The sequence below is a fragment of the Candidatus Zixiibacteriota bacterium genome, assembly GCA_040752815.1.
In the GTDB taxonomy this organism is placed as follows: domain Bacteria; phylum Zixibacteria; class MSB-5A5; order GN15; family FEB-12; genus JAGGTI01.
The window spans coordinates 1-22,176 of record JBFMGC010000033.1 but is presented as its reverse complement, the minus strand read 5'-3'; the positions used below and the strand labels follow the sequence as shown (position 1 = coordinate 22,176).

Annotated in this window: 23 protein-coding genes; 8 read left to right on the top strand and 15 right to left on the bottom strand. The window is 57.8% G+C overall.

Annotation, left to right across the window (positions count from 1 at the left end; all coding sequences use genetic code 11):
* Window positions 1–84: 84 nt before the first annotated feature.
* From AB1772_09040 to AB1772_08970, 15 genes are read right to left on the bottom strand one after another with little or no spacing between them, the layout of a single operon-like run.
* Entirely contained in the window at window positions 85–519 is a 435-nt protein-coding gene (locus AB1772_09040; protein MEW5796495.1) for a hypothetical protein, read from the bottom strand.
* Window positions 512–1,564, bottom strand: a complete 1,053-nt coding sequence (locus tag AB1772_09035; protein MEW5796494.1) for a histidinol-phosphatase — start codon at window positions 1,562–1,564, stop codon at window positions 512–514. The genes AB1772_09040 and AB1772_09035 overlap by 8 nt, the downstream gene beginning before the upstream one ends.
* Window positions 1,557–2,888, bottom strand: coding sequence for an MFS transporter (locus AB1772_09030; protein ID MEW5796493.1), 1,332 nt, complete (start codon window positions 2,886–2,888; stop codon window positions 1,557–1,559). The genes AB1772_09035 and AB1772_09030 overlap by 8 nt, the downstream gene beginning before the upstream one ends.
* Entirely contained in the window at window positions 2,885–3,442 is a 558-nt protein-coding gene (locus tag AB1772_09025; protein MEW5796492.1) for an HDIG domain-containing metalloprotein, read from the bottom strand. The genes AB1772_09030 and AB1772_09025 overlap by 4 nt, the downstream gene beginning before the upstream one ends.
* Before the next feature lie 7 nt (window positions 3,443–3,449).
* Complete coding sequence (locus AB1772_09020; GenBank protein MEW5796491.1) at window positions 3,450–5,510, bottom strand: hypothetical protein; 2,061 nt, start codon at window positions 5,508–5,510, stop codon at window positions 3,450–3,452.
* Window positions 5,510–6,034, bottom strand: coding sequence for a hypothetical protein (locus tag AB1772_09015; protein MEW5796490.1), 525 nt, complete (start codon window positions 6,032–6,034; stop codon window positions 5,510–5,512). Before AB1772_09015 ends, AB1772_09020 begins: the two co-directional genes overlap by 1 nt.
* The gene (locus AB1772_09010) at window positions 6,031–8,202 is read right to left on the bottom strand and encodes an MXAN_6640 family putative metalloprotease (GenBank protein ID MEW5796489.1); all 2,172 of its coding nucleotides are present in this window, start codon (window positions 8,200–8,202) and stop codon (window positions 6,031–6,033) included. Before AB1772_09010 ends, AB1772_09015 begins: the two co-directional genes overlap by 4 nt.
* A complete protein-coding gene (locus AB1772_09005) occupies window positions 8,199–9,035 on the bottom strand; it encodes a PHP domain-containing protein (GenBank protein MEW5796488.1) in 837 nt (278 codons plus the stop codon). The genes AB1772_09010 and AB1772_09005 overlap by 4 nt, the downstream gene beginning before the upstream one ends.
* 3 nt (window positions 9,036–9,038) lie before the next feature.
* On the bottom strand, window positions 9,039–10,565 hold the full coding sequence (gene ftcD, locus AB1772_09000; protein ID MEW5796487.1) for a glutamate formimidoyltransferase: 1,527 nt from the start codon (window positions 10,563–10,565) through the stop codon (window positions 9,039–9,041).
* A 22-nt stretch (window positions 10,566–10,587) separates the two neighbouring features.
* Window positions 10,588–11,550 carry a hypothetical protein gene (locus AB1772_08995; protein MEW5796486.1) on the bottom strand — a complete coding sequence of 321 codons (963 nt, stop codon included), beginning with the start codon at window positions 11,548–11,550 and terminating at the stop codon, window positions 10,588–10,590.
* 4 nt (window positions 11,551–11,554) lie between these two features.
* Window positions 11,555–12,391 carry a DUF3108 domain-containing protein gene (locus AB1772_08990; GenBank protein MEW5796485.1) on the bottom strand — a complete coding sequence of 279 codons (837 nt, stop codon included), beginning with the start codon at window positions 12,389–12,391 and terminating at the stop codon, window positions 11,555–11,557.
* Window positions 12,384–12,881, bottom strand: coding sequence for a low molecular weight protein arginine phosphatase (locus AB1772_08985; protein ID MEW5796484.1), 498 nt, complete (start codon window positions 12,879–12,881; stop codon window positions 12,384–12,386). Before AB1772_08985 ends, AB1772_08990 begins: the two co-directional genes overlap by 8 nt.
* Complete coding sequence (locus AB1772_08980; GenBank protein ID MEW5796483.1) at window positions 12,874–13,500, bottom strand: L-threonylcarbamoyladenylate synthase; 627 nt, start codon at window positions 13,498–13,500, stop codon at window positions 12,874–12,876. The genes AB1772_08985 and AB1772_08980 overlap by 8 nt, the downstream gene beginning before the upstream one ends.
* Window positions 13,487–14,140 (bottom strand): SPOR domain-containing protein, encoded by a 654-nt coding sequence (locus AB1772_08975; protein MEW5796482.1) that lies wholly within the window; start codon window positions 14,138–14,140, stop codon window positions 13,487–13,489. Before AB1772_08975 ends, AB1772_08980 begins: the two co-directional genes overlap by 14 nt.
* Window positions 14,115–15,194: a mannose-1-phosphate guanylyltransferase gene (locus AB1772_08970; protein ID MEW5796481.1), complete on the bottom strand. Its 1,080-nt coding sequence runs from the start codon at window positions 15,192–15,194 to the stop codon at window positions 14,115–14,117. Before AB1772_08970 ends, AB1772_08975 begins: the two co-directional genes overlap by 26 nt.
* A 236-nt stretch (window positions 15,195–15,430) precedes the next feature.
* On the opposite strand from AB1772_08970, the gene AB1772_08965 reads away from it, so the two are divergent.
* From AB1772_08965 to AB1772_08930, 8 genes are read left to right on the top strand one after another with little or no spacing between them, the layout of a single operon-like run.
* Entirely contained in the window at window positions 15,431–15,946 is a 516-nt protein-coding gene (locus AB1772_08965) for an Rrf2 family transcriptional regulator (protein ID MEW5796480.1), read from the top strand.
* 31 nt (window positions 15,947–15,977) lie between these two features.
* On the top strand, window positions 15,978–16,748 hold the full coding sequence (gene sufC / locus AB1772_08960) for a Fe-S cluster assembly ATPase SufC (GenBank protein ID MEW5796479.1): 771 nt from the start codon (window positions 15,978–15,980) through the stop codon (window positions 16,746–16,748).
* A 1-nt stretch (window position 16,749) separates the two neighbouring features.
* Window positions 16,750–18,183 carry a Fe-S cluster assembly protein SufB gene (gene sufB, locus AB1772_08955; protein ID MEW5796478.1) on the top strand — a complete coding sequence of 478 codons (1,434 nt, stop codon included), beginning with the start codon at window positions 16,750–16,752 and terminating at the stop codon, window positions 18,181–18,183.
* Window positions 18,184–18,185: 2 nt separating this feature from the next.
* A complete protein-coding gene (sufD, locus tag AB1772_08950; GenBank protein ID MEW5796477.1) occupies window positions 18,186–19,499 on the top strand; it encodes a Fe-S cluster assembly protein SufD in 1,314 nt (437 codons plus the stop codon).
* Window position 19,500: 1 nt separating this feature from the next.
* Window positions 19,501–19,815 (top strand): non-heme iron oxygenase ferredoxin subunit, encoded by a 315-nt coding sequence (locus tag AB1772_08945; GenBank protein MEW5796476.1) that lies wholly within the window; start codon window positions 19,501–19,503, stop codon window positions 19,813–19,815.
* Window positions 19,816–19,845: 30 nt separating this feature from the next.
* On the top strand, window positions 19,846–21,123 hold the full coding sequence (locus AB1772_08940) for a cysteine desulfurase (GenBank protein ID MEW5796475.1): 1,278 nt from the start codon (window positions 19,846–19,848) through the stop codon (window positions 21,121–21,123).
* Entirely contained in the window at window positions 21,120–21,599 is a 480-nt protein-coding gene (sufU, locus tag AB1772_08935; protein ID MEW5796474.1) for a Fe-S cluster assembly sulfur transfer protein SufU, read from the top strand. Before AB1772_08940 ends, sufU begins: the two co-directional genes overlap by 4 nt.
* Before the next feature lie 7 nt (window positions 21,600–21,606).
* Window positions 21,607–21,930 carry an iron-sulfur cluster assembly protein gene (locus AB1772_08930; GenBank protein ID MEW5796473.1) on the top strand — a complete coding sequence of 108 codons (324 nt, stop codon included), beginning with the start codon at window positions 21,607–21,609 and terminating at the stop codon, window positions 21,928–21,930.
* The last annotated feature ends 246 nt before the right edge of the window (window positions 21,931–22,176 follow it).

The window sequence follows — 22,176 nt, the reverse complement described above, 5'->3', positions numbered from 1 at the left end:
CGGACGCTATTGAGCTACAACGGATTGCCGAGCGTAGGCATCGTTTGCCGGCTCTTCCCAGCGCCGCCACTGGGGCTATCTGCCTCAGCCACAGTCAATAGAAATTGTAAGTCCACAAAAGTACGGGTGGTTCCGCGTGATTTCGTGCACAATCCACCGCTCGAACGATCCGTAGGCTTTGGAATGACCGTAGATGCTGGCAGATTTGCCGGCCGAATCGAGCTTGAGGTGCCCACCGCCTATTACCTCTACGGCCGGATCGACTACTTCAACCAGGTCGGGTCTTCTTGCCCACGTGGAGGTGATCTGGAGGCGTCGGCAGAACTGATCGACAAGATTGGCGTGGTAGCGGAACTGGGACACTGGTCCCAACACGAAGTAATAACGCTCACGCGTTCGGACAAGAACGAATTTCCACGCCGGTTCCTGGTGATCCCCCAGTTTGGGCAGACTCGTGTCGACGTCTGGTGCGAGATTGACCACACTCACCGGCTTGCCGGCTGCGCGCGTCTCAGTCAACACCAATCCTGATGTGATTGGAGAAAATCCATCCCCGCCGCCCTTTCCAGACCTCGGCCCGGTAAAGGCCCGGCTCTCTCACTTTGAGTTCGAGATGCGTGCCATGGGTGTCGGCCACCTGGTGTCCGTTTCCGACCAATCTGATGTGCGCCCGCGACGGTAACTCGACCGAAAGCGTGATGCCCTCTCGAAAAGTCATGGCGTCACCGCATACTGCGGTGCGGGAGCCGTCATTCGCAGAGAAGTGAAACTCCTGAGCGTCACCCCAGCGATGATTCGAATTGAACACCCGGCAATCCGCCAGCGCTTTATAGACTTGCTCCGAGGCGGTGGCAAAGTCGGAAGCAAGCGGCTGGTCCAGTATGATGTGCGTGAGAAGAGACCGAAAGTGCACTTTGTAGGGGAATATTTCGACGGTGAGGGGACCGAGCTTAACCGGGTACGCATGGGCATCGACTCCGGCAACGCCCACATAGCGTCTCTTACGGCTCAGGCGGTCCCATATTTCGAGCACCCCGGGCGGCGGACCGATCATCGACTTGCGCGGCGAAAGCGCCATGGGCAGCTTGTTCCACGGCGTGAGTTTTTCCATCCACTCGGACATCTGATTCCAAATCTCCAGCCCGTCGAAAAGATCGGTGTCCCACTCCGTCCAGGGATAAGGCGGGTACTTGCCCTCACGGCTGCGGTTCTCTATCGGATGCGCCAGAATGCCGAGAGCGCCGTCGCGATGCGCCGCCGCGACGTATTGTTTGGCACCCATGTTCTCCGGATAGACGCTCGGTGACTTGAAGATCAGGTAGTGGTTATTGTCTTCGAGATCGTTGTGCTCATAACCGATCAAGACCAGAGTACTTCCGTAAAACCCCTCCAGGCCTCGCTCACGATTGGTCAGACCCATGTGGTCGGTGACCATCAGAAAATCAAGACCGACTTCGCGGCCGATTGCCGCCACCTCCTCGAGCGATTTGGCGCCGTCGGACTCGGTCGTGTGCATGTGAATCGCGCCGGAGTAATGGTACCAGTCACCGCACTTCTTACCCATGCGAGGATTCCTTAGTCCTGGGGACACCGCGAAACACGAGTAATCCAATCAGCACCATCAGCGCGAGCGACAACACGCCCATCTTATACGGCAATCGGGCCAACCCCGCGCTGTCCAGGCCAAGTATGCCGCCGAGCCACTGGCCCAATGCTCGCTCGGGGCTGAACAGGTAAACCGTCAGCGTCCATATCAGCGGACCGACTACAGCGGCTGCCCGGCCGGACAGCGAAAACAGACCAAAAAACTTGCCCAGCTCATCGCGGGGGACAATCTCCGCCAGAAAGGGTCGAGTGGTGGTCCACAAACCACCCAACAGTACCCCCACTAGAGAACCCAACACCCAGACTGTCGGCATGTGGTCGGTCATCACGAATGCGGCGAACGCGATTACCCACCCGCTGAAAACGAGTGGCAACATGCGATGCAGTGACCAGTGCTTGGCCAGGAATCCCACAAGGAAGGATCCCGCTACTGCCGTAATGGTCGAGATGATCAGGAATGTGGTGATTTGCTGCTCCGGCATGGAAAGCACGATCGACAGGTAAAGTCCGATATTGAGTATTACGGTTGCGACCGCATCTTCCACAAAGTAGTCCGCCACTAAAAACCGAAGAACGCCAGGGTATTTCCGCGTCTGCCTGAGCGCCTGCCAGACCTCGCGGTAGGCATCACTGAGACTGGAACGCGCTACAGCGTGAGATGGTTTCTCTCTGACCCAAATAAAGCAGGGCATGGCGAAAGCGAAAAACAGCACCGCGCTCGGCAGGAACGCGTCCAGTTTGCCTCCACCATCGAGGAATGAAATCTCATGGCCGAAGAAATCCCCCGTCACAAACGGCAGCACGAATGCCATCCCTACAATCGAGCCGACATATCCCCACGCCACGCCGACACCGGATACCAGCCGCGCCTGTCTGCCGTCGGCTACAGAGTACAACAGCGCATTGTAAAACGGCATGGCCGCCTCGTAGGAAAAATTGGCGACCATAAACAGCACCAACATCCCGAGGAGCGCGCCTGCCGGAATAAGCGGCATCAACCCGACCGAAATGCAGCAGGTGATCGTGAACAGGAACAGAAAGGTCTTTTTCTTCGTGGCATGATCGGACAGCACGCCCAGCGCAGGGAGCAAGATGGCCGCCAGCAACATCGACAGAGCGAACGGAATATCGAAATAGTAGTCGCCGTAGCCGAGGTCCTCCACCAGGTATCGCTTCAGATAAAGCGATACGATGTTCATCGAATAGATCGTATTGGCGAAGTCGTAGAGCGACCACCCGACCACGTCGCGACGCCACAGAGAGTCAGCCGGGCTGCCGATCACAACTCCAACTCGCCGGAAATGGTCATCATGCCGTCTCGGACAAGCATCAGGAACGGCTCGAGTTCGAGTCCCAGGTTCGAACAAGCGGCGATATCTTCGCGCACGGCGCCGGCCGCAAACCGTTTTTCCTTGAACCGGCGCATCATGAACTCTTCGGTCAGAACCTCTAGTTTTTTCTCGGGGTGCATGAGTGCGCAAGCGACAATGAAGCCGGTGGTCGGATCTACGGAGAACAGCCCCCAGTCCAGACGCGAGCGGCATGGCACATGGCCCGGGTGTGCGTGTATCGCGTAGAGCATTTCAGCGGGCAGTCCGTAGGGAGCCAACCATTCGGCGGTGAGATAGGTATGCTGGTCCGGCGTTTCCTTGGTTTCGTTATAATCGAGGTCGTGGACAAGGCCGATCAGCCCCCAGTAATCGACGTCCTCGTTGAAATGCCGGGCCAGCGCCCGCATACCCGCCTCAACCGATAGAATATGCTTGAGAAGATTCCCTCGTCCGATACGCTCCAGCACCAATTGGTAGGCCTCTGGCCGAGTGAGCTTTAACTCCATCGGGTCCTCAGTCGAGAAAGTCCCAGGTAAAACCGTAATACAGTGAGTAACCGAGATCGGTCCAGTAATCCCGCTGCCCCTCGAAGGTTGAGAGCGCGTTCTGCATAATCCAGTGGAAGCGGAACTGCCCCAGGCGAAACGACAGTTTGACATTGGTCATTAATCTTTCGCCCAAGTCGGTCTCGACATATCCGTTGTACGGTCCCACAAAGACGGCCTCGCCATACGCCCAGAAATCTATCAGCTTCTGCCGCCAGAACAGATGGAGCTCCAGCCCTGAGAAAGCCTGATAATCGGGTGTGTACGCTCTCTCTTTGATACGCGCATAATCGACTTGGCGATAGCTGCCGCCCCCCTTGAAGCGGAGAAAGTCACTCAGGCGGATTTTGCCGATCGCGGAGGCCGAGGCATATTCGATATCGCCATTCTCTGGTGAGAACACCATGAGAGCACCTACCTGAGCTGGAAACCAGTCGATACCATCCCAGATTTTTCCGCCGGTGGCGGAGACTGTCAGGCTGTTATCCGGATGACCGAAGGCAACCTCGACTGCGCCATTCAGGGTCTTTTCCGAAACGAGATTCGGATTCCCCTGGTCGGCGTAATCCTGCGTGCTCCCGTTGTACAATCGGGCGCTCCTGTATGGCAGGTGAAGTTCGTTCTGCGATGGCGCACGCTCGGTGTAACCGACGGAGAACATGACGTACCTGCTCTCCCCTTCGCGCCGCAGCATGACTGCCGCGGTCGGCAGTACACGGTATAGTTCCACCTGGGTTGCTCTGAGCGCGAGGGCATAACCCCAGGGGAAGGTCGTTCGGGCCAGGTTTAGCGAGACTCCACCGGAGTAGCGCTCGTACCGAGCGTGCCAGTTATCATACTTGAGAAAGTCCCCGAATAGTTCAGCTCGCGCGACGGAAGCGCCCATTTGCCACTCTCGTGCCAGCTCCAGAGCGTGCCCGGTCTGGTTAAGATTGGCGCCGTAATCCCCAACCAGGCGACTTCCCTGCCGCACGTGCTGGTAGACAAGATCATACCTCGCGTTGCGTTCCATGTTATACCGGCTGAGCCGGACACGGCCGAGTCGATCAAAACGGTTGCGGTCCAAATGTGCGCCCAGGACGTCCGGGCGCACCTGGTACTCCCCGTCGCGAGCGTACAGATGGCCATCCGTCTCGATCTCCCACGTTCCTCCCAGCGGGAACAGGAAATCTCCGGTATAATGGTACGCGTCATCCTCGATACCGTAATAGAGAACATCGGCTTTGCGGTACCCGATCGACATATCCACGTGGCGGCCGTCAGTGAAGTCCTTTGCGTACCGACCACGTGCGTATGAGTATGAGTAGTCACCCTTATCGACCACGAAGCTGCTGCGGGGATTGGTCGAGTCCAGCGGACGGGGCCGGGTAAATAAAGTTGCGGCGGCGCGATCGGATCCAAACACCAGCCCCACCGGGCCGGGCAGTGCGGCCACGGTATAGTCCAGCGCGGTCGGAAGATCATTGAGATCGACCAGCCCGTCCGGCTCGACCACGTGTTCGAACGGTCGAAGCGGCTTGCCGCAGATTAACAAGCCCATGCGATCACCGGCCAGACCGTACGCCTGCGCGGTCTTACGCATCGGCGTCACCAGCGGTTCTAATATGAAAAAACCGGGGTCCGACCTGAGGTAATCGCCCGCATCATGGTGAAACGCCTTGTCGATCTCCGATCGAAGATTCCACCGGGGCGATACGTAATAGGCGGCCAGCGAGTCCTCATAAGAAAATCGGGTGTGTACGACTGCCTTGGGCGCCTCCTCCTGCTGACGGAACCGAAACCGGGTTTCGAACTCGAGCAGCATGCGCTGAGGCCCGGTGAGCGTATCCAAATTGACATCCGGATTCAGCATCAGGATAGAGTCGTCGATAGTGTGCGGCTCATTTGTCAGAAGAGAATCGAGCTGGACAGTCGTATCAGGAACGGTTTGAGCGCTGTCCTGAGGGGCATCCTGACCAGAAACGGTCGCTGACATCACGCCTACAACCGATACCAGCGAAACCAGTGTTATGCCCACAAGACCGGCCATCAGTAATTACCTTCGCGCTCAGATATTCGCCGTGTCGCGCCAAAAAGCAACGGGAAAATGACGGCATTAGCGGCCAGCGATACGGCCACAAACGGCAATCCCCCGATTAGCCGCGGCCAGAACGGCCCAAACACCCAGGCATCGGTAACCGACACCGGCGCATAAAAAACCACTGTGCACGCGAGTGCAGCCGAGAGAAGTGTCAAATACCTGCCGGTTCTATTAGTGAAAGTCGACACAGCCGGCCGAAACAGTCGCCCCATCAGACCACAAGCAGCCAGACCGAAAATCTGGGACAGCGCGATGGGCATCGCAGCCGGGCCGAGCGGATTGAAAGTGGTCCATAGCCACATACCCAGGGCGCCGACCGCCGCGCCCGCCCATCCACCCCAGATATAACCCGCTAAAAACGCGATAAAGAACGCCGCATTCACGCCGGGCAGGTACGACGTGACCCAGGATAGAACGTAAATCAGAGCAGAAAGGAGCGCAATACGAGTGACCAGTCGGACCCGGGGCGTCATCGGATCACGGCCACCTTCACCCGTTCTTCCGCGAGTTGGGTCCTGAACCCGGCTCCGCCGAATAGACGGGCCACCGCCAAGTAGACTCCCGACGCCACATTCTTGCCGGCTTGATTGCGCATGTCCCAACCGACTTCGTACATACCCCCCGGCCGGGGACCCTGGCGATCCTCGCCGGTAAACAACCTCTCCAGCGAGCGTACCAGCTCGCCTGCCACGGTGTAGATATCCAATTGCAGTTTGGTGTGGCTGGACGCAGCGAATCCCACACTGTCCGTATAGGTGCGGAAGGCGAACGTGAGATCGTCACCGCCCATGTCACTGATGACCGCCGGATTGGGATACGGCATGAGCACCGCAGGGGTGAGATTGACGAGGCTCGAATCAACCGAGGATTCATCAAACACGCTGTAGGCGAACTTCACCTGGTTTCCAAAAGTATACGGTCCGGTGCTCAATGAGGTTGGGGTGAGCGCAAGCGTGAGCGAGCGGTACGGCATAAGCGGGATAACGCCAATCGAGTCGCTGCAAACCTGATCGCATGGGAAGATGCTGTCGAACTGCCCATTGACACAAATCTGCCGGCCTAACATTGACTCTAGGAATCTTCCCGGGAAAAGCCCGCTGTCGGTGCACTGCCACTCCCGGCAGATCGACCCGACCGAATCCACGCAAATAGAATCCAGACAAATCCAGGTCTCCCATGCGTCGACTGCCTTCGAAATCACGAGGTGTGAGTCCGGATCCTCCTCCATCTGGAATATACCTGTCACACCCCAGCGAACAATCGCATCCTGGTCAGGTGTGATGTAAGCGGTCAGCAGGCTGTCGATATCAATCGCCTGCAGGTTCTCAAGCCTTATGTATGTGACCCCGTTCGGCTCCGGCCTGAACCGATTGCCGTTGAAATCACGAGTGACCGGATAGCTTCGGTGCACGACCATGGTATCCAGGGGTATGTAGGCGTAGTTTGCCGCCTCGCTGTAGCCGAAATCGCCGGGGGCCTGTTCGGCATACGGCCCGGTGAAGAAATTCCAGGCGGCGAACTCGGCCATAGCAGACGCAAAATCTTCCACTATTAGCATCGAATCGACGCAGATTCCACCGGTGGCACTGTAGCAAACGCACCGATAGCGCGCATTGGCCGGATCCTGGCTGGCGGAGTCGATAACTTCATCGAATGCTCTAAGATAGTGCGGGCCCGCCCCGCGAGCGCCAGCATGCAGCCAGGTTTCCCGTATGGCATCCGGCCCGTACCTCTCGGACAGATAAATGGGAAAGACAACCGCCTGGTACATGTGGCCGTCCAGAGCGGTATCATGCAGCGCCGTGCGCGGGTGGTCGAAGAACAGGTAATCGTAAAAGTAGTAGTCGTTTATCTCGTCGTAGATTTCTTCTTCCATCCAGACCGACGACATCTCAAACCAGGTGATGTGCTCGGTTGCATCGATGGCGAAGTGCACTACGTGAAACATCTCATGAGCCAGCGTTACGCGCGCTGCGTCAAGCGGGCGCCCGACATATTGTGGAATGCTTTGGAAATCGTGATCGATCTGTATCCAGGCCGCCTCCCACCGGACATCCGCCTGGTAACACTCCGACTGGTTATGCGTCTGTCCGTAGTATCTGTCAGGCAGCGCCTGGACATAGATATCAACCCGTTCATCGCCGCCATCGACACAGATAGAGTCGACCAGAGGGCGCGGATAGCCGAGCGTATTGACGATATGATCGTAACACGAATCGGCTATCAGGGCCAGACTCTCTACATAATTGGGCACACCGTCCCCGTCCGAGTCGACCCCAGCCTGCCAGACAGCGTGGGTGCCGGTCACATCATAATGAATGAGGGTATTTCCGCCGGGGATACCGTACGAAGCCTGGGTTACCGGCCGCGGTTCGTCCTCTACTCCCAGAGCGGCCATCAGCCGCGGATCAAGGAACTCCCGGTTGCGCTGGAATTCGAGGATAGCCGGTGTGCCGCATTTCTCAGGATATGCGGTCGTTTCGTCATCAGACTGGGCTGCCGGGCGGGCGGCACTTTGTCCGGTGACGTACATGTACCGTTCGATAATCTCCCGCTGGCGCTCCAGTGATAGCTCATCGGCAACGCCCGTAGTCGCCAGAGTCACACTCACTGCCAACCCAAACCACATCGACGTTTTCAAATTCCACCTCGTATTTCCAGGGCGCGACTTTTCAATTTCTCCAGGTATTCGACCGGCACCGAATCGGCCCCTATATCCCCCTCGTGTTCCTGGCGGCCATGAAAGTCAGAGCCGCCGCTCAAAAGCAACCCATGCTTTTGGGCCAGCCGCTTTAGCTCCTGCACCTGCTGCTTGTCATGCGAATAATGATGTATCTCCAGACCGTCCAGCCCGAGCCTCACAAGAGATGGGACATGACGGTGCATGTCATTAATGTACGGATGCGCCAGCACCGCCACACCGCCGGCGCGATGGATAAGGGCGATGGCTTCGGGGGGACGTATCATGCTCTTTGGAATATATGCCGGACAGTTGTTGCCGATATACTTTCGAAAGGTCTCTTCGATACTGGAGGCCAAACCGTTTTTCACCAGCGCTTCGGCGATATGGGGCCGTCCGATTGCCGAGCCGCCCGCGGCTTCGAGAACCGTCTCGAAAGGGAGCCTAAGACCCTGCTGGTTCAGCCTTTCAACCATCTGACGCCCCCTCAGGTTCCGTGCCTCGCGGAAAGTTTCGAGCGTCTCGGCCAGCTCCTGATGATCAGAATCAAACAAGTACGCCAGCAGATGCATATCGCCGTTGCCGGTAGCTACTGACAACTCCAACCCGGACACCAGTTCCGGATCACCGGGCACAATCAGGTCCGCCAGTTCCCGATATCCGTCTATGGTGTCATGATCGACCACCGCGAATGCCACCAACTTGCGCGCGCGGACCTCTTCCAGAAGCTCGCGGGGAGAAAGAACTCCGTCGGACCTGCTGGTATGCAAGTGGAGATCGATGCAACTCGGCATGTACTAAATCCTGGCCTCAACCAGCCTTCTGATTTGAGCCGCGATTTCATCCGCCTCCGCGGCAATGGTGTCGGATTCGGATTTCAACCTGTCGGCAAACTCGCGGTCGGTTAATGAGGTCAGGTTTATGCGGACATTGTAGCGGGCGCCTTGCACCGAGGCCAGCCCCATCAGACCGGCCACACCAGCATCGGTGATCGAGTTCTCGTTGCCTTTCTCGGCAACCGCCCGCGCGAGGCGAAGCGCATCGAGTGATTTTTTCATAACTTCCAAGGGCACCTGGGCGGCCCGCCTGGTGGCATTCTGCACCGTCTTTTCGCGGTGCGCGACTTGTTCGTCCGACCCCTTGGGCAGTTTGAAGGCGTCCATCACTGCCGTGAAGGCCTCTTTGTCGGTGTCGATGAGCTCTGTCAGATCGGCCCGCAGACGATCGGCTTGATCTCGTATCTCGGACATCATCTCTCTGACATCCGCGTACTTCTTCTTAGTGATGGTCAGCCGGCTGACCATCGCAGCCAGCGCCGCGCCGAGCGCCCCAGCCGACGCCGCCACCGAGCCGCCGCCGGGAGCAGGCGAAACCGAGGCTACTTCGTCATAAAAGCTCGGCCCTGCAGCCCCTCCGCCCGCAGCCAGCGATGCTAATCTTTCTTCCAGTATCTGGTTCTTGGAGAAGGTGTCGAGGCGAAGATAGAAATTGCAGACATCGACCAGCGCATCGTTGGGGACCATGCCGACAATCTCCGACGACACCACGTTCACGCCGTAGCGCGCCGCCTCGCTCTTGATAGTCTCGAATACGCGGAAGATCGGTGTCTGCGAGAAGTCAACCAGGTTCATGGATATCTGCACCTGATTCCGCTCTTTGATCTCTACGCCCATCGCCTTGACGTACTTGTATCCCCCGCGAACCGCGCGAACGGCATCGGCAATCTTCTGGGCGATTTCCAGCCTGGTCGAGTCGAGGTACACGTTGAAGGCAATCAGGAAAAACCTGACGCCTATGGCGGTGGCGCCTGCTTTGAGATTCATGCGGGCGGGGCCGTAATCCGGTTTGCGCGCGGGATCGGTTTCGATCGTGTCGCGAATGCCCTCGTACTGCCCCTGGCGCACGTTCGCCAGGTTGCGCCGTTTTGGCGAGGTGGCCGCTTTCTCATACAGATAAACCGGGATTTGCAGCTCCTCGCCTACCCGCTTACCCAGCCTGTGAGCCAGTTCAATCGCTTCCTCATCGGTCGTTTCACCCAAGGGTATGAACGGGCACACGTCGCAAGCGCCCATGCGGGGATGGCCGCCCGTGTGCGTGCTCATATCTATCAACTCAGCCGCTTTTTGATAACCCCGGAAGGCGGCATCGACCGCCAGGTCGGGATGACAGACAAACGTCACCACCGCCCGATTGTGATCGGCGTCCATTTCGTGATCGATTACTTTGACACCGTTTTCGGATTCGATAGCGGCGACAATTGCTTTGACAACTTCCGGGCGGCGCCCCTCGGAATAATTGGGAACGCATTCAACCAGCTTGGCCATCGGCGGAACTCCCGGATCGTACTTAGAGGTCGATCCGATGCTTTAGACCCCAGGCGAGCAGCGGAATCATGATCTCATGGTGTCCGACAAAGTTGTACCCCTTGCCGACACCGTGGGTGGGGCGGGTGACAACGTTAAGCCTGGGGCGGTAATGCTCGATCATATCAAAATTGGCCGTGGTGAGCCGGTGTTTTCGCGGGTTCAAGTTGCGGGCGACGGTCAGAGCTTTCAGGAAAACTTCCGGAAGCATCACAGCCGAGCCAATATTGGCCAGAACGCCGCCCCTGTCAAGATCGGCGCACACGGAGGCCAGGAGCCGGAAATCGCGGTGCGACGCCTCCCCCGCCAGCGCGGCATTAAACTCCGGATGCTGCGAGACGATATCGGTGCCAATTCCCAGGTGCACGGTTGACGGCATACCGAGACGATAAGCTGAGGCGAAAAGTGAGATTTTTCGATGGGGCGCGTTCTCCAGCTCTATGAAACAACCGCCTGCCTCACCGAGACCGATTCGTTTGCGGGCGGCGATATCACAAACCGCGGCAAACAGTTCGGCGGTCTGCTTCACCATGCCGAACGAACCGTCGTCCAGCCCCGACTGAACATCCTCGGAAGTACCTCCGAAAAACGCCAGCTCCAAATCGTGCACCAGCCCGGCGCCGTTGAACGAAATCCCGGTTACGATCCGGCGCTCCATCAAGTCGATCAAAATAGGCGATAGCCCGACTTTGATCGTATGCGCTCCGAGGAGCAGATGGAAAGGGCGTTGATTAGCGCGTGCGGCTGCGACGTGTTCGATAAACTCATTCAGGTCGGCGGCCTTAAGATATTGGGGGAGTGAGTCGAAAAATGCTCCGGTCTGTGCCGAGGGTTTCAGCGGGCGGCCGAATCCGGCAGGGGTTGACTTGTTGCGACGCTTTTTGATCGAAAGTCGCTTCACGAGTGAAAGGTCGACCGGACGATACCGCCTGGGGGAGCGAGGCATAGACTTAGAACTCACCCGGATTGCCGAGCTCGTAATCGGTCAGCTCGACAGCTATAGATCCGATGATGACTTTGGATTTCATGAGCACCGGCATTCTCAAACGGTCGGCGGTCAGCCAGACTTTGAGCCGCCCCTCATGCTTGAAAAGCCCCACCGACTGTGTAATTGGCTCAACCACGAAGCAGTCGAACGTGCCCGCCTCGACCGTGATGCTCTCCCGTTCGAGCACCTGCACCTCGAGATGAAAGTGCTTGCCGTCGATAAAGTTGTCCACATACAAAGGCTTGCCGACTTCCAGCGGCTGTGCGCGCACGTAATAGAGCGTGGACAGGGCATCCTGCACGAACGGTGCGACCGAAATCGTATCGCTCTTGTAAATCACACGGTTGTTTACCTGGTCGAAATCGTACTGACGGTCCGAGCGGTAGCTTCCCTCGCGGAGTTTCTTCTCGAAGCGCCAGGCGAACAACCCGGCGGCATCGATTATCGACTCAACGCGATCTTCGACCCTGTAGAAGCTCGAAAAAAAACTGTTGGAGCGGGCCTCGGTGACTACCTGGTAGCACGGCCGACCCTGCCACTCGATCAGCCGAACGACTTTCATTGATGCCGTTCCAGCGCTGATGAAGCCGTATTTGACCTCGAAGCTGAACTTCTCCCCCACGCCGAAAGCCATATTCTCGATAAAGCGATCCGCGGGGCCGGACTGATCAGCCGCCGGTTCGCTTTGAGCCGCCTCGGCAATCCCCAGCTTGACCGCCGAGATGTAGAATAGCGGTGCGACACCCACGGTGATTATCATCCAGAAGGCGGCGTGCCCGAGCAGCTTCTTCTTAGCCATTGTTCTTGTGGTCGATCCGTTTCACAATCTCGGGAAGATGTTGGCCAAGGCTTTCGCCGATTTCAAGAAAAACTTCGTTGTAGTAGTCGAGGTCCATTCCGATAGGATCGCCGATCGCCTCGCCATCGGGACTGTTGTCCGGGAAGTTCTTGAGAAGGTATGTCTTCTCGCCAGCGCGCCGGTCCAGTTCGACAATCTTCTGGTGATGCTCGGCGGTCATGGCGAAAACCAGATCGGCTTGAGCGACCAACTCCGGGGTTAAACCCTGGGAGCGGTGCGGGGACAGATCCAGGTCCCATATCCGCGCCGCCTCCTGGGCATATATGGTAGCCGGCTGGTTGCGCAAACCGAGTGTCCCGGCGGAATACACCTCCACCTGACCCGGCCTCTCCTTCTCGAGCAGCATCCGAAGCGCGTACTCGGCCATGGGCGACCGGCAGGTGTTCCCGCTGCAAACAAACAAGATGCGGTATTTGTTGTCGCTACTCATTTACGATTCCCAGTACGCGCTCGATCTCCTCACGGGCGATTACCCCCTCGCGGAGCAGCTGCGCTCGCTGTGTGGAACAGTCTACCACGGTGGAGGTTCGCCCAGTAAGCGGTCCGGCATCGAGATACGCCCCCACCCGATTTCCGAAGATGGAGACTATTTCTTCAACAACTTCGGCGTCCGCCTGGCCGGAGACATTGGCCGAGGTGGCGGTTAGCGGCCACTCGGTCCGGTCCAGCAGTCCCTGGATAACCGGCGACGATGACCATCTCAGGCCGATCTTTCCCTCGACAACCCTCGGCGCGGACCAGTCCTTTCTTGCCCGCACCACGAGCGTCAGCGGCCCCGGCAGGAAATGCCGCGCCAACAACTTAGCCTGGGGGCTGAGTTCCCCCAGGTCCTCGGCCTCGGCCAGATTTCGTACCAGAATCGCCGTAGCCTTGGTCTGGTCGCGACCCTTGAGCCGGTAAAGCTGATCGACAAATCTCTGCTCATCGGCCCGGGTCAGAAGGCCGTACCGGGTTTCCGTCGGGGCCACCACCACTTTGCCGCGAAGCAACAGTTCCCGCGCGCGATCGAGAGTGGCAAAGTCCGGACGGACTGGATCAATCCTGAGCACCAGTCCCCTCGTCATCCTCTGCCGCCGAATCTGACGTACTTTCTTGTTTTGAGGTCGACTCTTTGTCCGGGCTGGTGTAAAGCGGGGCGACCTCACGGACGTTGATTCCCACCATGACAACCCAGGCATTGGTGTATCCGACCCCGCGCGCCTTCTGCTGATACCTCTCGGCCGAGGCTCTGTCGGGCCAGTTACCCACCCTGACTTTATAATTGGGCACTTCGTAATCGACATAGACCGGCTGATCGAATATCTCCTCGGCTACCCGCGCCACCTGGCGGGCCTCGCCATAAACGAGACCGGTGAAGATCTGAACCCGGTAGGATTGATTGTTGAGCGTATCAAGACCGATCACAGAGGAATCGTCAGCGGACGGTCGCGTTACTCCGGCCAGATCCACGGCTCCCTTTTCGATAATGACCTGTTTGCCGAAAATGTCACCGGTGCGCGGATACAGCGCGGGCACGATTTCTCGGTCCCGAGGCAGTTCGAGAGGATCAAAGCCGCGAGGATCAACTGCTACCGTTGCCGAAGTGTCAGCAACTTCAAGAGTCTCGACCGTCGGCTTGAGACATCCGGGCAGAAGCAAACTCATAGCTGCCGCCGCCAGCAGGCTATAGATACTTGCGCGTGTCGTCATTCTCCCCAATATCCTGGAGCAGCTTTTTCAAATCGCTCAGCTTGGCCTTGTGAGCTACCATAGTAATATCTCCGGCGCGCACAATCACGAGATCGGATACTCCGAGCGCGGCAATAATGCCCGGGCTATCATTATATATCGTGGTCTCGAAAGTATCACGCAGCAATGCATCACCGATCACTACATTATTCTCGCCATCTACTTCTTTATACCGCTGGAGAGCCAGCCAACTGCCAACATCATCCCAGACAATGTCCGCCTTGATAGCGAGAACATTTTTCGCCGTCTCTAAAACAGCGTAATCAATCGAGATCGACTCCGCCCGGGCATAGAGGCGTTCGCGCGCTTCCATCTCCGACGGCGTACCTACGGAACGGGCGTACTCGTCGAGCAGGCGGGCAATCTCCTTGCGGCAATCGCCGATCGCCTTGAGAATCGCCTCGGCCTTCCAAACAAACATGCCGCTGTTCCACAGGTAGTTCTTGTTGAAGTAATACTCCTGCGCCACGACCGCCTTGGGTTTCTCGGTGAAAGCGGCCACATGATAGACCTGGCTTCGAACGTCGGACCCGAACTCCTCGCCTATCTTAATGTACCCGTAAGCCGTCTCCGGCCGGGTCGGTACGATACCGATGGTGATCAGCGACTGATCGGCTGCAGCGATCAGACAGGCGTCCTCGATTATCTGGACCAGTTTCTCGGCGGGACGGATCAGATGGTCGGAAGAAAGCACGACCATGATGGCATCGGGATCTTCGTGGCGAAGGTGCACGGCGGCCAGCCCAATTGCCAGACAGGTGTTCCGGCCGCGTGGTTCCGCCAGAAGATGCTGGGTGTCGATTTTGTCGGCCGCAGCAACAATATGGCGGCCCATCGACTCAGTCGCGACAATCTTGATCCGTTCAAGCGGGATCAGCGGACTCACCCGGACGATAGTTTCTTCGAGCATCGTCTTTTCGGATGTTAACTTCAAGAACTGCTTGGGCTTATCTGCTCGTGACAGCGGCCAGAACCGCTCTCCCCGGCCACCGGCCAGAATAACTCCATGTATCATAATCGCTTTCCTGTGGCGCTGGACTCTCTGATCGTGCCATGATACGCCCCACAAGACATTGAGTCAAGGGAAGTTTCGAGCGAGGTTGACCGAACTACCGCTTTCCAAGGAACCATACCTGTAGATAGAGGTTAAAAAAATCGAACATTATACTTTACAAAAGTGTATAGTTTTCGTAGAATTGGCCGAGTCGCGCATAAGGCGGCTGAGAGAATTGAGAAAAGAGAAGTCGGACAATGCGGATAACAGCGGTCGAAGAATACGGGCTTCGTTGCCTCTTGTCCCTGGCCCGCCAGGGGCAGGGAAAGCAGCTATCCATTCCGGAGATTGCCGAGATGGAAGGGCTTTCGATCCCGTATGTCTCGAAACTGCTCTCGATCCTGCGGCGGGCGGGGCTGGTCACCGCCGAGCGCGGTCGTTCAGGTGGTTTTTCGATCCCTCGTCCCCTGGATCAAATCAGTCTATACGAAATCCTGGTGGCGCTGGGCGGGCCGCTTATCGATCCGGCCCACTGCCAGAAACATACTGGCCAACTTGACGAGTGTGTCCACATTCAGAACTGCTCGGTGCACGATGTTCTGGGCGGCCTCGCCGGGTATGTCCAGGAGTTTCTGACAGATACGACTTTGCAGGACCTGGCCGCCGGGCTGCCCACAACTTTCGCCGCGCGGACCAAGGGACCGGTGAGCATCGCCCAGTCCGCTCTGTATGGTGAGCTGAAGCAGATAAAGGGCGCCGACCCAATCGGTTGATAATAAAAACACTCCGTCTGGAATAGGATATATGAGTAACAACGCGAAGCTGTTTGAATTCGAGGACGTCCATGTGACCGTCGAGAGCAAAGAAGTTGTCAAAGGCGTCTCCCTGACTATCCGCCCCGGAGAAATCCACGCCATCATGGGCAAGAACGGATCGGGTAAGTCTTCCCTGTCCAACGCCCTCGTGGGCCATCCGGCGTACCAGATTACCTCGGGATCGGTCCTCCTCGAGGGGCGCGACCTTCTCGAAATGGAACCGGATGAGCGCTCCCGCGCCGGGCTGTTTCTGGCCTTCCAGTATCCGGTGGCGATTCCGGGTGTGACGGTTGCCAATTTCCTTCGCACCGCCCTGCAGGCGCATCGCGGCAAGGACGCCGACATGTCCGATTTCCGCAAACTTCTCCGGGCCGAAATGAAAGTGCTGGGCGTCGAAGAATCATTCGCCACACGCTATCTCAACGACGGCTTCTCAGGCGGCGAGAAGAAACGAATCGAGATTCTGCAAATGGGGGTTCTTAGGCCGAAGATGGCAATACTCGACGAAACCGACTCCGGGTTGGACATCGACGCTTTGAAAACGGTGGCCGAAGGGATCAACCGCTTCCATAGTGACAACAACGGTATCCTGCTCGTGACGCACTACCAGAGGCTGCTAAACTACATCAAGCCGGATTATGTGCATGTCATGATGGACGGCCTCCTAGTGCGATCGGGCGGGCCGGAATTGGCTTTGAAGCTCGAAGATCAGGGCTACGAATGGCTCGAAACAGAAATGGCTCAGAAAGCTAGTGTGTAATATGGCCGACACAGTTGACAAACAGAAACACGACCTTTCGCGGCTGAATGACGATTACTCGGCGAAGTACGGCTTCAGCGACCCGGTCGACTATTTCCACAAAGGGGCCAGGGGGCTGAACCACGAAGTGGTCGAGATGATCTCGCGGATGAAAAACGAGCCGCGCTGGATGACCGATATCCGCCACAAGGCGTACGATATCTTTATGTCGAAGCCGACACCCCGCTGGGGCAATACCAGGCTGCTCGACGAAATCGACTACGACAATATCTACTACTTCATGAAGCCGATCGAAATGGCCCAGGAGTCATGGGACGATGTGCCGGAGTATATCAAGAAAACATTCGACCGGCTCGGCATTCCGGACGCGGAGAAAAAGTTCCTGGGCGGTGTCTCCGCTCAGTATGAATCCGAGGTCGTCTATCACTCCATGCAGGAAGACCTCAAGAAACAGGGGATCATCTTCCTCGATATGGATTCCGGCCTGCGCGAGCATCCGGAGATTGTCCAGAAGTACTTCGCGTCCGTGATACCGTCGACCGACAACAAGTTTGCCGCCCTCAACACGGCGGTCTGGTCGGGCGGGTCGTTTATCTATGTGCCGCCGGGTGTTGAAGTCCGCGCTCCGCTACAGGCCTATTTCCGGATTAACGCCGAGAATATGGGCCAGTTCGAGCGGACCCTGATCATCGCGGACAAAGGCTCCCGTGTGCACTACATCGAAGGCTGTACCGCGCCGATCTACTCGACCAACTCGCTCCACTCGGCGGTGGTTGAGCTGATTGCGCTCGAGGGCGCCTACATCCGGTACACAACTATCCAGAACTGGGCGCGCAACATATACAATCTCGTGACCAAACGGTCGACCGCGCACAAGAACGCAACAGTCGAGTGGGTCGACGGCAACCTCGGTTCACGCCTCACCATGAAGTATCCATGTATCCAGCTTGTCGGCGAGGGCGCCCGCGGCGAGATTCTCTCGGTCGCGTTTGCCGGAATCGACCAGCATCAGGATGCCGGCGCAAAAGTAATTCACGCGGCGCCAAATACTTCGTCGCGGATTACCTCGAAATCCATCTCCAAGGATAACGGCCGTGCGACCTACCGAGGCCTTGTTAAGATCCACAAGAACGCGGATAACTGCAAAGTGTCGGTCGAGTGTGACGCCCTCTTGATCGGCGAAGAGGCCCGCAGCGACACCTACCCCACGATGGAAATCGACAACGACAAGGTGCGCGTCGAACACGAGGCGCGGGTCTCCAAGGTAGCCGAGGAGCAGTTGTTTTACCTGCAGAGTCGCGGCCTGACGGAAGACGAGGCCCGCCTGCTGATTGTCAACGGCTTTATGGAGCCGTTTACGAAGGAACTGCCGCTCGAGTATGCGGTGGAGCTCAATCGCCTGATTGCCCTTGAAATGGAAGGCTCGATAGGATAACCATGGCCAGGACTCAAATAGAATACACGATCCCGGAGATGTCACCGGAACTTCAGCGCGGCCCGGACTGGCTCCGGCAGCACCGCCAAACCCAAAGGGACATGTTTAACTCGCTGCCGTTGCCGCAGCGTGGCCTGCACCTGTGGCGATATACTGATCCGGCCCGGTTCGTCTTTGATCTACAGTCGGAGACAAAATCGACCAACGGGAAGTTCGAGGCGACTAAAGCCGCTGAACAACGCCACCTCGCAAACGGCCTCCTGTCCGGTATCGTGACCGATATCGCGGGACGTGATATCGCCACGCATGGTTTCGAAGAGGCCCGAAAACGGGGGGTTATAATCGGCAGTTTGGCCGAGGCAGTGGAAACTCATCATGCCCTGGTGGCCCCGCATCTGTACAGCCTGGTCAACGCCGGGACCGGCAAGTTCGAGGCCATGAACGGCGCGCTCTGGCATGATGGCATCTTCATCCATGTCCCCGACAATGTCACTATCGATAAACCGATTCACCTTTTGCGGCAGGCCGGCGGCGCCAATTCGTCGTCGTTCCCTCGTCTCCTGGTGACCGTGGGTAGGAATACGGAAGTGACTCTTATCGACGAATACGGCGGCGGACCGGTCGACGAGCGACAAGGGGTCGCCTATGCCAACGGGGCGGCGGAGATTGCCGCCGATGACGACAGCCGGGTGCGCTATATTTCCCTGCAGCGCCTGGCGCCGGCCACTCGGTTTTACCAGACGCATCGGGCCAGAATGGGCCGGGGTGCGCAGATGCTGACAATCCCGCTCGTGTTCGGCGGCACCCTGTCCAAGCAGAACTTCGGCGTCATCCTGAACGGCCCCGGCGCCGACAGCCGTATGTACGGGCTGCTGTTCGGCTCCGGCTTCCAGCACTTTGATAACCACACGCTGCATCATCATGCGTCGGGCCGGACAACCTCGGATATCGACTTCAAAGTGGTCTTGCGCGACCGGGCGCTCTCGGCTTATACCGGGCTGATCCGAATTGAACACGCCGCGCGCGGCTGCGAGGCCTACCAGGAAAACCGCAATCTGCTGCTGACCGAAGGGGCCCGGGCCGAGACGATACCTGAACTGGAAATCCTGAACGAGGATGTCAGCTGCTCGCATGGCGCCACTCTCGGGCCGATCGATCCCCTGCTTCTGTTTTATCTCGGCAGCCGGGGCATTCCGCACCGCGACGCTGTTCGCATGGTGGTTTCGGGGTTTGTGGCGTCGACCCTCGAGCAGGTGCCCGGGGACATTCGCGACAAGATCACGGCGTTTGTCGACGAGCGCCTGGAGAATCTGTAGGATGGGTGAGTTTCGCCAGGTCGCAAGGGTTACCGATATTCCTGTCGGCGAGATCAGGGATTTTGAGGTCGACCACTATCGCATTGTGATCGCACATACCGAGGACGGGTTTTTCGCTGTCGCTGACGAGTGCACGCATGATGCGGCGCCGATCTCGGACGGCGAAATCGACGGACACGACGTCGTCTGCGCGCGTCACGGCGCCCGGTTCGATCTTCAGACCGGCGCGGTTAAAGCGCCGCCGGCGCTGGTGCCGATTGACACCTATGAAGTGCAGATCGACGGAGAGAATATCCTCGTCGACATAAATGGCTGATGGCTGTTGGGTTTGAGACAAGAGAATATAATGCAACCGGACACACGGAAGACATCGCTCTCCGCTGAGAGTCTGCCCAAAGAACTGGACGTAGCCGCGATCAAGGCGGATTTTCCGGTGCTCAACCAGAAGGTGAACGGCTACCCCCTGGTATATCTGGACAGCGCCGCGTCATCGCAGAAACCCCGCGAGGTGATCAACGCTATCCTTGAGCACTATCGCCACAACCATGCGAATATTCACCGGGGGATTCACACCCTGGCCGATCGCTCGACCCAGGCCTACGAGAACACCCGGTCGCACGTGGCGCGATTCATCGGCGGGACGGAGCCTGAGGAGATTGTCTTCACGTCCGGCACCACCGACTCGCTCAATCTGATTGCGTTTGCCTGGGGCGATTTGAATGTCCACGAAGGAGATGAAATCGTCATCACCGAAATGGAACACCATGCCAATATCGTCCCCTGGTATCAGTTGGCGCAGAGGCGCAAGGCCCGGCTGAAAATTATACCGATCACGGTTTGCGGTCACCTCGATCTCAGCAACATAAACGACATTATCACCTCCCGTACGAGGATAGTCGCCCTATGCCATATGTCCAACGTGCTCGGGACGATCAACCCGGTGACGGAAGTAGCGGCCATAGCGCATCGCCACGGGGCGATTGTCGTGGTCGACGGGGCGCAGTCGGCGCCGCATATGTCGGTGCACATACGGGACCTGGGGGCCGATTTCTTCGCGTTTTCCGCTCACAAGATGCTCGGGCCGACCGGCGTGGGCGTGCTGTGGGGCAAACGGGAACTGCTCGAAGAAACGCCGCCGTTTCGAACCGGCGGCGAGATGATTCGCGAAGTACGATTCGACAAGGTAACCTGGAACGACATCCCGCACCGTTTCGAGGCGGGCACACCAAACATATCGGGCGTAGTCGCTTTCGATGCCGCCCTGAATTATCTCGAGCGCCTGGGCATGCCCGCCGTGCATCACCATGAAATGGAACTGACCAAATACGCCTTTGGGCGGCTGGCCGAGCTTCCCGGACTCGAAATCCAGGGGCCACAGGATGTAGAGCAGCGCGGCGGAGCGATATCGTTTACCGATCCGGTGATCCACCCGCATGATATCGGCACGTTTCTGGACTCGCGCGGGGTGGCTATCAGGGCGGGACATCACTGCGCGCAGCCGCTCATGCGAGTCATGGGCAAAGTGGCTACGGCGCGAGCGTCGTTTTATGTTTATAATGATAAACAAGATATCGATGTGTTGGTAGAGAGCCTGAAGGAAATGAGGAAATACTTTGGCGTATGAGTTCTCGGCTTGACGACATGTATCGGGAAGTGATTCTCGATCACTATCGTTCTCCCCGCGGCAAGAAACCCCTCCAGAAAGCCAACGTACTCTCCGACGGCATCAATCCGGCGTGCGGCGACCAGATTGCCCTGTCGGCCCAGATCGAGAACGGCGTGCTCAAGGACGTGCATGTCGACTGCCGGGGGTGCGCAATTTCTGTGGCGTCCGGCTCGATGCTCGCTGAGGCTGTCAAGGGGCGGCCATTCGACGAAGTCCGCAAGCTCGCCGAGACGGTACGGAAAATGCTAAGAGGCGAGAGTGATTTGCAGCTCCCGGAGGAATTCGAGGATATCGAATCCCTCAAGGGCGTGCGCAACTTCCCGGTGAGAGTGAAGTGCGCGCTGCTGGCCTGGGTGACATTAGTCGAAGGACTGGACCGCTACGCCGCCGGCAAGACTACCGAGAAGGCGGTGGTGTCCACTGAACAGGAGTGAGCCGGTGATGACTCCGCAAGAGAAAGAAACCCTCAAGAGCGCGATTATCGAGGCCCTTAAGCCGATCCACGACCCGGAAATCCGGATCGGCATTGTCGATCTCGGCCTCGTGTATGACATACTCATCGGTGACGATGGTGACGTGAACATCAAGATGACGCTCACCACTCCAGCCTGCCCGTACGGCGAGATGCTGCTGGGTCAGGCGCACCGGGCAGCGGAGCGAGTTGAGGGCGTCAACAAAGTCGAGGTCACGCTCGTTTGGGACCCAATCTGGGACCCCAAAACCATGTGCACCGATCTGGCCAAGGACCAACTCGGAATCTGGTAATCAAGGGCGGGTCCGCTTCGAACCCGGCGGGTGGCCCACCTTTCAGGCGGGTTTCGTTCTCCCCATCATTCTGATTGACTGACCGATCCGGCGTGCCTAAGCTAAGATAGTGGATATGACTAAAGTGAAAAGGGCGTGATAGAGAAGTGCAACCTGAAGGCAGAAGATCCTAAAAAGAAACCCACCCAACGGGTGGGCCACGAGTCCCCCTAAAATCGTGGGCGGCAGACGTCCTGAGGCTGTCTC